The following is a 12476-nucleotide window of genomic DNA, read 5'->3' as shown; positions in this document are numbered from 1 at the left end:
GATTCAGTTTACCGTGATGAGCCGCCAATCCAGGCGGTTGTCGGCGCGGTGAACCACGTTGATGCTCTTCTTCATCGCCCAGGGAATGACCTGGTTGTGCAGCGGCAGGTGCGACACGTCGGCGTTCGACAGCTCCAGCGCCTCGGTCAGCAGGCGGTTGCGGATCAGCAGGTCGGTCTCCGTCTTGGCGCGATCGATGATCTGGTCCATCTTGGGGTTGCTGTAGCGGCCGACGTTGTAGTTGCCGTCACCGCCCTGGCCCACGCTGCGCACCAGCGACTGCAGGCTGTACATCGCGTCGAAGGTGGGCACGCCCCAGCCCAGCATGTAGATGCTGGCCTCGTAACGCTGAATCATCGGGAAGTAGGTGGCCAGCGGCAGCGTGCGCAGCTTGGCCTTGACGCCGATGCGCGCCCACATGGCCGTCACGGCCTGGCAGATCGCCTCGTCGTTGATGTAGCGGTTGTTCGGGCAGGCGAAGTCGACCTCGAAACCGTCCTTGTAGCCGGCGTCGGCGAGCAGCTTCTGCGCGGCGGCCACGTCGAACGGGTAGCGCTGGTGCACACCCTCCGTCCAGCCCGTCACCTGCGGCGCGATGAGCGCCCCCGTGGGCTGGCCCAGGCCACGCAGCGTGACGCGCGCGATCGCGTTCATGTCGATGGCCTGGTACAGCGCCTTGCGCACACGCACGTCCTTCAGCGGGTTCTTGCCCTTGACGTTGCTGCCCACGAGCTCGTCGCGGTGCTGGTCCATGCCGAAGAAGATGGTGCGGTTCTCAACCCCGTCCATGACCTTGAGGTTGCCGTCCTGGCGCAGGCGCGGCAGGTCCTGCGGGCTCGGATCCAGCACGAAATCCACCTCGCCCGAGAGCAGCGCGGCCATGCGCGTGGCCGTGGCCTTCACCGGCGTGTAGACGATCTCGGTGACGTTGGTCTCGGCGCTCTTGCCCCACCAGTTGGGGTTGCGCGTGAGCACCATCTTCTGATCGGGCGCCCACTCCTTGAGAATGAAGGGCCCCGTGCCCATGGCGTTGCGGTGGGCGAAGTTCTCGTCCTGGGTCTTGATGTCCTTGGGCGCGGTGGAGTTGTTCTTCTCCGCCCAGGCCTTGCTCATCATGCGCAGCTCGGTGAGCTGGTTCACCAGCACCGGGTTGGGGCCCTTGGTGAAGATGTCGATGGTGTTGTTGTTGACCTTGACGATGCGGTCGATGCCCTGGATATAGGGCGTGAAGTTCGAGGTCGGCGCCATTGCGCGCTGCAGCGAGAACACCGCGTCGTCGGCGGTGAAGTCGGACCCGTCGTGGAATTTCACGCCGGTGCGCAGCGTCAGCCGCAGCTGAGTGGGCGAGACCTGGTTCCAGCCAGTGGCCAGCAGCGGCTCGGGCTTGAAGGTGCGGCTGTTGTAGTACACCAACGACTCATAGACCGAGGCATGGATGCCGTTGGCCAGTGCGTTGTTCTGGGAATGGATGTCCCAGGTCGGGATGTCGCTGGCACTCGTCCACTTGAAGGTCTTCGCTTGAAGACCACCGGTCGTGACAGCCAAGGCTGCCCCCAGCACGACCGCCTGCATGGGCACGGAGAACGATTTCATCGTTGACACCTGAATTAAATGAAGGTGCCGGGACTATGCAACAAGCGTTCCCGCACCAGCGACGGGACTTACCCGTACCGGGTACGGGCACCCGAATCGGCATCGCGCGGCCCCCAGCGCCTCGACCGGAACAGGCCATTTCCGGACACCACTCGAAGCTTGATGCCTCCATCATTTCAAATAATTCTTTATAGCTATATTTGCCCTGCCTATTGGCCATGTCTTTAGGCATTTCAACCCTCAAAACCATCAGGAAGGTCCCCCATGAAGAAACTCCTCGTCGCCGCCTTGCTCGCCCTGAGCGCCGCCACCAGCTTCGCCGCCGTCGACGTCAACAAGGCCTCGCAAGCCGACCTCGACAGCATCAAAGGCATTGGCCCCAGCACCACGGGCAAGATCCTTGAACAACGCAAGGCCGCCCCCTTCAAGAACTGGAACGACTTCATTGCGCGCGTCCCCGGCATCGGAGACAAACGCGCCGCGAAGCTGTCGCACCAAGGCCTGACGGTCAATGGCGAGGCCTTCAAAGCGACCAGTGCGCCAGCGGGCGCCAAGCCCAAGCAGTGAGCGCCGTCCGCTCACCCGGCCATAAAAAAACCGCCCGGCATGCCGGGCGGTTTTTGCTTGAGCGAAGCGCTTCTGAAGATCAGAAGTTGTGCTGGATGCCCACGCCGAACAGGGTGTTCTTGACTTCCGCGCCGGTACCGATGATTTCGGCTTTGGTGCGGTTGAAGGCAGCGTACGTGAAGGTGCGCTTGGACAGCGCGTACTTGGCGCCGATGCTGAAGCCGGTGGTCTTGCTCAGATCCGTACCGCCAGACTCCAGCTTGGAACGGGCCACGCCAACACCGATGTCGAAGCCGGCGCCCAGGGGCACGTCCACGCCGATGTTGAACTCGTTGGCCTTCACGTCAGCAAAGCCGTCCGGCTGCACTTTGGCCTGGTTCACGCCACCGACCAGCTTCACGACGCCGAAGTCGTAGGAGCCGTTCAGCAGGTTGTAGGTGGTCTTGCCGGTGGCGGCCAGGCCGGTCAGGATACCGGTGCTGTCGATGCCGTTCAGGCCTTCGACTTTCTGGCTCTGGTGAGCGAAGCCAGCCACGATCGGGCCGTTGGCGTAGTTCAGGCTGAACGACACCAGGTTGCTGGCCTTGTTGTTCGGCGAGCTGGCGCGGTCTTCACCCAGCGAGTAGGCGAAAGCACCCGAGAAACCGCCGAAGTTGGGCGAGTTGTAGCGGATGGTGTTGTTCGGGTTGTCTTCGTAGCCGAGCCAGGTGGTCCACGACGACGCGAAGTTCGCGTTGAAGGTGTCGTTGGCCATCGAGCGGGTGTCGTCGTACGGCGTCCAGGGCTTGCCCAGCTGGATTTCACCGAAGCCACCCGACAGACCGACCCAGGATTGGCGGTTGAAGCTCAGGCCACCGGCGGTGCCGTTGTCCATGGCCAGCGCGCCTTCCAGGTTGAAGTTGGCCTTCAGACCACCACCCAGATCCTCGGAGCCCTTGAAGCCCAGGCGGCTGGTGTTGAAGCCACCGCTTTCCAGCACGGTCTCGCTGGCGGAGCCGACACCGGTGATGTCCGTCTTGACACGGCCCACCCACACATCGGCCATACCGTAAAGCGACACGCTCGACTGAGCCATCGCGGCGCCGCAGGTGCCCAGAACGGCAAGAGCGATCAGACTTTTCTTCATGGGGAGATTCCTTTTCCTTTGGAACGGTTTGGGAAACGTTTCACACGACTGAAACTGCAGTGATGGTACCCATCGACATGCACGTTACGGGTTTGCCCCTAGGGGTTTTACACAAGACAGGGGGAAAACGTGGCAATGAAGCAACAACGTCATCCCACCTTCTTAAACCTCTTAAGCAAATAGCAGGCCAATCCCCCTAAGCAAAAAAAAAACCACCGCCGAGGCGGTGGCTTTTGGCTTCAGACGCCAGCGGGCCAAGCCCGCAGGACATCAGAAGGAGTGGCGGATGCCCAGCTCGAAGCCGGTGCGCTTGTACTCAGGACCAGCCAGCAGACCGGCGTCGGCGCTGATGCGGGCGAAGTTGCCGTACAGGGCGGTGCGCTTGCTCAGGCCGTACTCGTAACCGACAGCGACTTGGTTGCCATCAACCGAGATGCCGGGAACTTCCACTTCGGTACGGGTGTACGAAGCCTTGATCAGGCCAGGGCCCACGGGGGCGGTCAGGCCCACCATCAGGTTGTTCACCTTCAGGTCGACGGTCTTTTCCTTCGACGTGGTGTAGTTGAACATCGGCTTGATGAAGCCGAAGTCATACGAAGCACCCACGTTGGTGCGGCGCGAATCGGCGGCGCCCACGTTGCCTTCCGAAGCGGTGGCGAAGCCAACCGACAGCGGGCCGTTGGCGTACGTCAGGCGCAGGCCTTGGTAGTCGCTGGCGCTGGTGCCGGTGGTCACTTCCTTGAAGCCATAGCTGAGCTGGGCCTGGAAGCCGCCCATGTTCGGCGTGAAGTACGAAACCATGTTGTTCGAACGCACGGTCGTCGCCTGGAAGACACCAGCGTTGGGCGAATACATGTTCACCGAGCTGCCCAGACCGTTGGTGCCGAACGGGTCGTACACGGTGTGGTTCCAGAAGGTCGGCACATAGTCACGGCCCAGGCGGACTTCACCGAAGCCACCCGACAGGCTCACGGTGCTGCGGCGCTGGAATTGCAGGCCAGCGGGCGTGCCGGTGTCGGGGTTCAGGGCGCCTTCCAGCCAGAAGCTGGCGCTCATGCCACCGCCGAGGTCCTCGACACCGCGGAAGCCCAGGCGGCTCGAAGCGGTACCGTCTTGACCCATTTCGCTCAGCGAGGTTTTGACGCCGCCGATTTTGGTCGAGGTGTGGCGGACGTTCACGTCCATGATGCCGAACAGGGTCACCGACGACTGGGCCAGTGCTGCGCTGGAGGCTGCGACGGCAGCCAGAGCGATCAGGGTCTTTTTCATCGAGGAATTCTCCAAGGTTTGGGTTAAGAGGCCGGAAGTCTTTGCCCCCGAGCCGACCTCCATTGAGGAAGCTGCGGGCATTGCATCAGAAACAGCTGGTCACCGCCATGTTTGCCGACCTCGATCCGCCCCAGGGTGGTGCCGATGTTGCAGCCTTGCCACGATTCCGAGGGGTAACCCTTAGACGGATGGCGGGGCGCCATACTCCCCACACCAGTCCACTGCCGATTCAACGTGAGAGTTTCATGAGTACTTTCAGCGATGCCCTGGTGGTTGCCGCCGATTCGGCCCTGCGCACCCTGTTCGCCGTCCCGCGGGCCAGCCAGCCCTGCCCCACCGTGCCCGAGCGGCACGACGATGGTGCGCTGAGCACCGAAGACCGGCGCCTCGCCGGTGCCCTGATGCGGGTCAACCATGTGGGGGAGGTGTGCGCCCAGGCGCTGTACACCGCGCAAGCCTTCGCCGCGCGCTGGCCCGGACCGGGTGGCAGGGCGTCGAACGAGGCCCTGGCCCAGCAGCTGGAAGAGGCCGGCCGCGAGGAAACCGACCACCTGGCCTGGACCAAGGCCCGCCTCGACGAGCTGGGCAGCCGGCCATCGCGGCTCAACCCGTTCTGGTACGCCGGCGCCTTCGGGCTCGGCCTGCTCGCGGGCCGCCTGGGGCAAGGCCCCAGCCTGGGTTTCGTGGTGGAAACCGAGCGCCAGGTGGAAGCCCACCTGGCCAGCCACCTGGACCGCCTGCCGGCCGAGGACCACGCCTCCCGGGCGATCGTGGCGCAGATGAAAATGGACGAGGCCCGGCACGCTCGCCAGGCCCAGCAAGCCGGAGCCGCCGAGTTGCCGGCGCCCGTGAAGGGGATGATGCGGATGGCGGCCAAGGTCATGACGACCGTGGCGCACCGGATCTGAGGCCCCCCCGAAAGGGGCGCAGGCTCAGGCGTCGACCAGATCGAAGCTGGTGGTGATTTCCGCCGTCTTGGCCAGCATGATGCTGGCCGAGCAGTACTTCTCGTGGCTCATGGCGATGGCGCGCTCCACCGCGCTGGCGGGCACGCCCTTGCCCGTGACAGTGAAGTGCATGTGGATCTTGGTGAACACCTTGGGGTCGACCGGCGCACGCTCGCTGGTGAGCTTGACCGAGCAGCCGCGCACATCGTGGCGGCCGCGCTTGAGGATCAGCACGACGTCGTAGGCCGTGCAGCCGCCGGTCCCCGCCAGCACCGTCTCCATGGGACGGGGCGCGAGATTGGCGCCGCCGTTCTCGGGCTTGTTGGCGTCGGGGGCACCGTCCATGGCGAGCACGTGGCCGCTGCCGGTTTCGGCAACGAAGCCCATGGCCGATCGGGTGCCGCTGGCGCCAGTCCAGGTGACGGTGCATTCCATGAGAAGGTTCTCCGTGACAAAGCCCGCATTTTCTAAGGGCCTTGCTCTAAAAATGAGGGCAACTTGAGTCGGGTTGTTGCAACGCAGCAATCCGGCGATATACTTGCGTCATTGTATTTTCGGTTGTCTCCTCTACCCTCCACGGGTGGATTCAAACCCGGACCAGCAACGTTGGTCCGGGTTTTTTTTCGCCCGCTGATAATGCTCGGTGATGAAAACGCCCGCCGCCCACCTGACACCCGCCGACTACCTCAAGAAAATCCTCACAGCCCGGGTGTACGACGTCGCGGTGGAGTCGAACCTGGACCCGGCACGCGCGCTGTCCAGGCGGCTGCACAACACCGTGCTGCTCAAGCGCGAGGACCAGCAGCCCGTCTTCAGCTTCAAGCTGCGCGGGGCCTACAACAAGATCGCGCACCTGAGCCCCGAGCAGTTGTCCAAGGGCGTGATTTGCGCGTCGGCGGGCAACCACGCGCAGGGTGTGGCGCTGGGCGCGCGCAAGCTGGGCGTGCGGGCCGTGGTGGTGATGCCGGTGACCACGCCGCAGCTCAAGATCGATGCGGTGCGCGGCCTCGGCGGCGAGGTGGTGCTGCACGGCGACAGCTACACCGACGCCTACAACCACGCCGTCATCCTGCAAAAGAAGCAGGGACTCACTTTCGTTCATCCCTTCGACGATCCTGACGTGATTGCCGGCCAGGGCACGATCGCCATGGAGATCCTGCGCCAGCTCCAGAGCCTGGGCTCGAACCAGCTCGACGCGGTGTTCGTCGCCATCGGCGGCGGCGGCCTGGTGAGCGGGGTGGCCAACTACATCAAGGCCGTGCGGCCCGAGATCAAGGTCATCGGCGTGCAGATGACCGACTCCGACGCCATGATGCGCTCGGTCGCCGAGAAGGAGCGCGTGACGCTGCCCGACGTCGGCCTGTTCGCCGACGGCACCGCCGTCAAGCTGGTGGGCGAAGAAACCTTCCGCGTCGCGCGCGAACTGGTCGACGAGTTCATTGCGGTGGACACCGACGCCGTCTGCGCCGCCATCAAGGACATCTTCGTCGACACCCGCAGCATCGTCGAACCCTCGGGCGCGATGGCGGTGGCCGCCATCAAGCAGTACGTGGCCACCCACAAGACCAAGGGTCAGACCTACGCGGCCATCCTGTGCGGCGCCAACATGAACTTCGACCGCCTGCGTTTCGTCGCCGAGCGCGCCGAGGTGGGCGAGGAGCGCGAGGCCCTGTTCGCCGTGACCATGCCCGAGGAGCGCGGCAGCTTCCGCCGCTTCTGCGAGGTCATCGGCTCGCTGCCCGGTGCGGCGCGCAATGTCACCGAATTCAACTACCGCATGCACGACAGCGCCCAGGCGCATGTGTTCGTGGGACTCACCACGGCGGGCAAGGGCGAGTCCGCCAAGATCGCCCAGCAGCTGGTGCGCCATGGCTTCGAGACGCTGGACCTCACGCACGACGAACTCGCCAAGGAACACCTGCGCCACCTGGTGGGCGGCCATTCCGCGCTGGCGCAGGACGAACGACTGATGCGCTTCATCTTCCCGGAGCGCCCGGGCGCCCTGCTCAAGTTCCTCAGCCTCATGCGACCGGGGTGGAACATCAGCCTGTTCCACTACCGCAACCAGGGCGCCGACTACGGCCGCATCCTGGTCGGCCTGCAGGTGCCGGCCAAGGACGACAAGGCCTTCGCCAAGTTCCTCGACACCTTGGGCTATCCCTATGTCGAGGAAACCCGCAACCCCGCTTACCGGCTGTTCCTGCGCAGCTAAGCACCCCATGGCGCGCGATCCCGCCCTCACGCCGATCAATGCACCGCGCCCGTTCGCGCCCGTCGAGGGCTTGAAGCTGCCCGCCATCGCCAGCACGGCCGACACCACGCTGGAGCACGCCCTGCACCGGCGCCTGCAGCCCGACGGCCAGCCCGCCAACGCCCTGGGCCAGTTGCAATGGCTGGCCGGGCAGCTCGCGCGCATCCAGCACAGCAGCGCGTTGCCGTTCGACCTGCTGGTGTTCGACGCCCCGCAACTGGTGGTGTTCGCGGCCGACCACGGCCTGGCCGTGGAGGGCATGAGCGACCTGCCGCAGTCCGCCACAGCCGAGTTGGTCAACCAACTGCTCGTGGGACGCGCGCCGGTCAACACCCTGGCGCGCCAGCACGGCTTCGAGCTGACCGTGGTCGACGCCGGCATGGCCACGCCCATCACCCAGCCGCCGGCGGCGCGCGGCCGCCCGCCGGCCACGCTGCAGGCGCGCAAGATCGCCTACGGCACACGCAACTGCCTGCTCGGCCCGGCCATGTCGCTGAGCCAGACCGTGGCCGCGCTGCACGCGGGCATGGACGTGGTGCGCCACCTGCCAGGCACGGTGCTGGCGCTGGGCGAGGTGGGCGTGGCCAACCCGGCCAGCGCGGCGCTGCTGCTGTCGCGCCTGTGCGGCGTGCCCATGGCGGACGCCCTGCCGCGCGACGACGGCCCGGGCTCGGCCTTCGACGACACCGTGCATTTCCAGCGCCTGGACAAGCTCACCGCCGCAGCCCAGCGGCACGCGCAGGCCATCTCCCCCATCCACGCATTGGCGGCCTTCGGCGGTTTCGAGATCGCCATGATGGCCGGCGCCATGCTGCAGGCGGCCAGCGAGCGGCGCGTGGTGCTGGTCGACGGCTTCGTGGCCGGCGCCGCCGCCCTGGTGGCGCGCGGCCTGAGCCCGGCGGTGGCCGACTACCTGGTCTACGCCCAGCGCTCGCCGGCCACCGCGCACCGGCTCATGCTGATCCACCTGCAGGCCATGCCGCTGCTCGACCTCGATCTGCACATCAACCAGGGCACCGGCGCGCTGCTGGCCTGGCCGCTGCTGCTGGCCACGCAGGCGCTGCTGGAGACCTGAGAGCCCCCGCTAGCCCGACGCCAGCCAGCGCCGCTGGCCGGCCAGGCGCTTCACGCCGCGCCAATTCCGGCACTCGACCGCCACCGCCGGCCATATGCGCTGCAACAGCTCGCACTCGGCCAGGGTGTCGGCCGCCGCCTGGTGGCGCCGGGGACAGGTGATGCCGAAATGGGCCATCCACTCGTCCAGCGAGCGGGCCCGCACCTGGGGGTGCGTCACGGCGCAGAGGTGCTCGATGTCCACCCAGGGATTGGCCGGGCGCCGCCCCAGGTGCTGGCGCGCGTGCCGGCCGATCAGCGCCTCGTCGAAAGCGCTGTGGAAGGCCAGCAGCGGCGCCGCACCGGCGAAGGCTTCGAAGGCCCGCAGCGCCTCGACCGGATCCCACCCGTCGCGCTGGCTCTGCACACCGATGCCATGCAGCAGGATGTTGTCGCGGCTGGAGGCCCGCTCCTGGCGCAGCACCACCTCGAAGCTGTCGCCCAGGCACACGTCGAGGCGGCGGCGCGACCAGTCCACGCGCAGGCCCACGGCGGCGATGGCCAGCAGGCGGTCGCGCGCCACGTCGAGGCCGCTGGTTTCCACGTCCAGCACCACCCAGCGCTCGGGCGCCGCGGGCGCAGCGTCGCCACCACCGAGCCAGGCCGACCACCAGGCGCTCACCGGTCGTAGTCCAGCGTGAGCCGCTGCTGCAGGGCGCGCAGCACGCGCAGCGTTTCCTTCAGGATGCGGCGATCGATGTCGTTGAGCGTGTCCACCGCGATGCGGTTCGGGTTGTCGCCCACCGTGGTGCCATCCAGCTGCGCGTGCAGGCGCAGCAGCTGCAGGTAGTCAAAGCCGCCGACCCAGGCCTGGGCCTCGTGCGCCGGCACGCCCAGCAGCGGGCCCACCGCCTCCAGGCGCTCGCGGGTATTGGTGGCCGGCACGCCGTGCGCCAAGGCATACAGGCGCGCCACGTCGACGAAGATGGCCGTGCCCTGCAGCTTGAGGTCCAGCGTGTCGTGGCCTTCCACCGCCGCGGTGTCGATGTTGCCCAGCCAGTTCAGCGGCACCGTTCGCCCCAGGCCGTTGAGCGCGAGCTGCTTCAGGAAGCGCGGCGTGGTGCGCGCGTGCGCCAGCACCTCGTCGCGCAGCGCGCGGGCCAGGGCCTCGTGGCCGGCGAGCGGGCGAAAGTCGAAAAAGATGCTGGCGTTCAGCAGGTCCCGGGGCGAGCCATGCTCGATCCAGTTCGCGAAACGCTCGCGCCACTGAGTCAGCGTCAGGCACAGCTCGGGGTTGCTGGCCATCACGCCACCCTTGCACAGCGGGTAGCCGCAATCGTCCAGCGCCTGGTTCACCTCGCGCGCGAAGGCCAGGTAGGGCGCGGCCTCGCTGCCATCGGGACGGATCAGCGCGTTGTCCTGGTCGGTGGCGATGGTTTGCTCGCCGCGGCCCTCGGAGCCCAGCGCCAGCCAGCAGCAGTCGGCCAGGGCGATGCCATGGCGCTGCGCCAGCAGCTCGATCAGGCGCGCGCCCAGCACATCGTTCAAATGGCTGATCAGCGCCGTGAGCTGGCGCGCCTGCACGCCCTGGCCCAGCAGGGTGCGCGCGAAACGGCGGATGTCGTGCGCCACCACGCGCAGCGTGTCCACGCCCGTGGCGTTGCGGATGCTGGAGCTGACCTGCTTGAGGCTGAGGCGCTGCAACGCGAACAGGTCGCGCTCGGAGACGATGCCCGCCAGCCGCCCCGCGCGCGTGATGGGCACGTGGCGGATGCCGTGCGTGGACATGGCCAGCGCGGCGTCCTGCGCGCTGGCGTCGTGCGGCAGGCTGTGCACGGGCCGCACCATCACCGACGACACCGGCGCGTCCAGCGGCACCCCGGGCAGCACCACGCGGCCCAGCACGTCGGAACGCGTGAGGATGCCCAGCGGCGCGCCCGCGCCGTCCACCACCAGCATGGAGCCGATGCGCCGCTCGTGCATCTGGCCCAGCACCTCGCGCAGCGGCGTGTGCGGCGCGCAACTCACCGGCGCCTTGTGGCCCAGCTCGCTCAGGGGCGTCTCCAGCGACTGCTCGGCCAGCGCCTGCGAGGAGTAGGCCACCTGCAGCGCCGCGCGCGACAGCTCCAGGAACTTGAGGATGCGCCGGTTGAGGAAGTCGCCGAACGGCGGGCTTTGCGCCGCCAGGGCGCGCATGTCCTCGGCGCCGATGACCAGCACGAAGGTGTCTTCGGTGGCGTGGTACAGCGTGGTGGGCGCGCGCTGCGCCAGCACGGCGCTGATGGGGAACAGGTCGCCCGCCTCGTACTGAAAGGCGCCGCCGGAGACCTCGGACAGCCCGCGCTTGCCGGTGACTGCGCCGCGGCGGATGAAGAACAGCTCGCGCACCGGTCCGTCCTGCGGGTCCACCACCGGCTCACCGGGTGCGTAGTAGGCCTGGCGCGAGGCCGCCACGAAGGCGGCCACGTGCGCCGCCTCCATCTCATCGAAAGGCGGGTAGCGCCGCAGTTCGTCGCTCAGGTTGGCCAGCAGGCTGCCCGAGGGCCGCAGCGCGTCCGGCAGGGACACGGGGTCGGTGGGTGTTCCGCCGCGCGGGGCCATGGCGGGCGGCCCGGGGCCTCAGGGCGTGTCGCCCGGCGGGGCGGGCAAGCTCAATTCGAAGCCCTGCTGGCCCCCGCCGGCCGGTGCGAGCCGCGCCGAGCGGCGCTGCACCGACTGGAGCACCACGCCGCCGTCGAGCTCGGCGCCCACGCGGTAGGGCTTGGGTGGCTGCCCATCGATGGCGATCAGCGCGGCGCCATCGGCGCCACCGGCATTGATGACGCCCAGCAACTGGAAGCGCGAGGACAGCGGGGCGGGCGCGCTGGCCGGGGCGTCCACCGCAACGGCCTGCACCGCGCCCAGCACGCGCGCCACGGAGGCCGCGTCGGGCGCGGGCGCCGCCACCGCGGGCGCTGCCACGGGCGTGAGCGGCGAGCGGCCCACGGCCTGCAGCACCCAGTAGCCCACGCTGAGCCCCGTGGCCAGCCAGAGCAGCACGGCCAGCGCACCCGGCGCGCGGCGCGGCGCGCCGCCTGGCGCCGCAGCGCCCTCGCCCAGGAAGACCGAGTGCCCGAAGGTGGATGCCCGACTCATGCGCGCATTATGATCGACCGACCCCCGCGCGGGGCGCCCGACGACCCGGTGCCGGAGACTCCCTTGACACGCCCCCTCTTCCCCTCTTACGCACCCACCCGACGCGCGCTGCGGCGCGGCTTCACGCTCATCGAGCTGATGGTGGTGCTGGTCATCATCGGCGTGCTGGCCGCGCTCATCGTGCCCAACGTGCTAGACCGAACGGACGACGCGCGCGTGACCGCCGCCCGCACCGACACCCACAACCTCATGCAGGCGCTCAAGCTCTACCGCCTGGACAACCAGCGCTACCCCAGCGCCGAGCAAGGCCTGGGGGCGCTGGTCAACAAACCCACCGTCGGGGCGATTCCGCCCAACTGGCGCCGCTACCTCGACAAGCTGCCCAACGACCCCTGGGGACGGCCGTACCAGTACCTCAACCCCGGCGTGCACGGCGAAGTCGACGTGCTCTCGCTGGGCGCCGACGGCCAGGCCGGCGGTGAAGGCGCCAACGCCGACATCGGCAGCTGGCAGTAAACCGGCCGGCCCGCCGACG

Annotated in this window: 12 protein-coding genes; 5 read left to right on the top strand and 7 right to left on the bottom strand. The window is 67.6% G+C overall.

The window, feature by feature from the left end; genetic code table 11:
* Positions 1-3: 3 nt before the first annotated feature.
* The gene (locus SOM08_RS04230; protein WP_416186993.1) at positions 4-1593 is read right to left on the bottom strand and encodes an ABC transporter substrate-binding protein; all 1590 of its coding nucleotides are present in this window, start codon (positions 1591-1593) and stop codon (positions 4-6) included.
* Positions 1594-1857: 264 nt separating this feature from the next.
* On the opposite strand from SOM08_RS04230, the gene SOM08_RS04225 reads away from it, so the two are divergent.
* Complete coding sequence (locus tag SOM08_RS04225; RefSeq protein WP_322470114.1) at positions 1858-2160, top strand: ComEA family DNA-binding protein; 303 nt, start codon at positions 1858-1860, stop codon at positions 2158-2160.
* Between the two features lie 79 nt (positions 2161-2239).
* Here SOM08_RS04225 and SOM08_RS04220 read toward each other — a convergent pair whose 3' ends face one another.
* Positions 2240-3286 (bottom strand): porin, encoded by a 1047-nt coding sequence (locus SOM08_RS04220; RefSeq protein WP_116958410.1) that lies wholly within the window; start codon positions 3284-3286, stop codon positions 2240-2242.
* 270 nt (positions 3287-3556) lie between these two features.
* On the bottom strand, positions 3557-4555 hold the full coding sequence (locus tag SOM08_RS04215) for a porin (RefSeq protein WP_181936445.1): 999 nt from the start codon (positions 4553-4555) through the stop codon (positions 3557-3559).
* 245 nt (positions 4556-4800) lie between these two features.
* On the opposite strand from SOM08_RS04215, the gene coq7 reads away from it, so the two are divergent.
* Positions 4801-5463: a 2-polyprenyl-3-methyl-6-methoxy-1,4-benzoquinone monooxygenase gene (gene coq7 / locus SOM08_RS04210; RefSeq protein ID WP_322470113.1), complete on the top strand. Its 663-nt coding sequence runs from the start codon at positions 4801-4803 to the stop codon at positions 5461-5463.
* Positions 5464-5487: 24 nt separating this feature from the next.
* Here coq7 and SOM08_RS04205 read toward each other — a convergent pair whose 3' ends face one another.
* Positions 5488-5937: an OsmC family protein gene (locus SOM08_RS04205; protein WP_116958413.1), complete on the bottom strand. Its 450-nt coding sequence runs from the start codon at positions 5935-5937 to the stop codon at positions 5488-5490.
* A 211-nt stretch (positions 5938-6148) separates the two neighbouring features.
* Between SOM08_RS04205 and ilvA the strand changes: the two genes are divergently transcribed.
* On the top strand, positions 6149-7714 hold the full coding sequence (gene ilvA / locus SOM08_RS04200) for a threonine ammonia-lyase, biosynthetic (RefSeq protein ID WP_116958414.1): 1566 nt from the start codon (positions 6149-6151) through the stop codon (positions 7712-7714).
* Between the two features lie 7 nt (positions 7715-7721).
* Positions 7722-8828, top strand: a complete 1107-nt coding sequence (locus SOM08_RS04195; protein ID WP_181936446.1) for a nicotinate-nucleotide--dimethylbenzimidazole phosphoribosyltransferase — start codon at positions 7722-7724, stop codon at positions 8826-8828.
* 9 nt (positions 8829-8837) lie between these two features.
* Here the strand turns inward: SOM08_RS04195 and SOM08_RS04190 are convergent, their stop codons facing one another.
* Genes SOM08_RS04190 through SOM08_RS04180 form a run of 3 tightly spaced genes read right to left on the bottom strand, consistent with a single transcriptional unit; the run spans position 8838 to position 11941 of the window.
* Positions 8838-9488, bottom strand: a complete 651-nt coding sequence (locus SOM08_RS04190) for a 3'-5' exonuclease (RefSeq protein ID WP_116958416.1) — start codon at positions 9486-9488, stop codon at positions 8838-8840.
* Complete coding sequence (locus tag SOM08_RS04185; protein ID WP_322470112.1) at positions 9485-11374, bottom strand: DUF294 nucleotidyltransferase-like domain-containing protein; 1890 nt, start codon at positions 11372-11374, stop codon at positions 9485-9487. Before SOM08_RS04185 ends, SOM08_RS04190 begins: the two co-directional genes overlap by 4 nt.
* Positions 11375-11425: 51 nt before the next feature.
* Positions 11426-11941 (bottom strand): type II secretion system protein N, encoded by a 516-nt coding sequence (locus SOM08_RS04180; RefSeq protein WP_116958418.1) that lies wholly within the window; start codon positions 11939-11941, stop codon positions 11426-11428.
* A gap of 138 nt (positions 11942-12079) precedes the next feature.
* Here SOM08_RS04180 and gspG point away from each other — a divergent pair, with 138 nt between their 5' ends.
* A complete protein-coding gene (gspG, locus tag SOM08_RS04175) occupies positions 12080-12457 on the top strand; it encodes a type II secretion system major pseudopilin GspG (protein WP_245980894.1) in 378 nt (125 codons plus the stop codon).
* The last annotated feature ends 19 nt before the right edge of the window (positions 12458-12476 follow it).

Origin of the sequence: Hydrogenophaga sp. SNF1 (genome assembly GCF_034421675.1) — a bacterium.
GTDB lineage: Bacteria > Pseudomonadota > Gammaproteobacteria > Burkholderiales > Burkholderiaceae_C > Hydrogenophaga > Hydrogenophaga borbori.
This window is presented reverse-complemented; position numbering and strand designations above follow the sequence as displayed.

Bases quoted from the DNA above. Each gene is read 5' to 3' on its own strand.
- SOM08_RS04230 (WP_416186993.1), bottom strand. From the start codon at position 1,593: ATGAAATCGTTCTCCGTGCCCATGCAGGCGGTCGTGCTGGGGGCAGCC.
- SOM08_RS04225 (WP_322470114.1), top strand. From the start codon at position 1,858: ATGAAGAAACTCCTCGTCGCCGCCTTGCTCGCCCTGAGCGCCGCCACC.
- SOM08_RS04220 (WP_116958410.1), bottom strand. From the start codon at position 3,286: ATGAAGAAAAGTCTGATCGCTCTTGCCGTTCTGGGCACCTGCGGCGCC.
- SOM08_RS04215 (WP_181936445.1), bottom strand. From the start codon at position 4,555: ATGAAAAAGACCCTGATCGCTCTGGCTGCCGTCGCAGCCTCCAGCGCA.
- coq7 (WP_322470113.1), top strand. From the start codon at position 4,801: ATGAGTACTTTCAGCGATGCCCTGGTGGTTGCCGCCGATTCGGCCCTG.
- SOM08_RS04205 (WP_116958413.1), bottom strand. From the start codon at position 5,937: ATGGAATGCACCGTCACCTGGACTGGCGCCAGCGGCACCCGATCGGCC.
- ilvA (WP_116958414.1), top strand. From the start codon at position 6,149: ATGAAAACGCCCGCCGCCCACCTGACACCCGCCGACTACCTCAAGAAA.
- SOM08_RS04195 (WP_181936446.1), top strand. From the start codon at position 7,722: ATGGCGCGCGATCCCGCCCTCACGCCGATCAATGCACCGCGCCCGTTC.
- SOM08_RS04180 (WP_116958418.1), bottom strand. From the start codon at position 11,941: ATGAGTCGGGCATCCACCTTCGGGCACTCGGTCTTCCTGGGCGAGGGC.
- gspG (WP_245980894.1), top strand. From the start codon at position 12,080: ATGGTGGTGCTGGTCATCATCGGCGTGCTGGCCGCGCTCATCGTGCCC.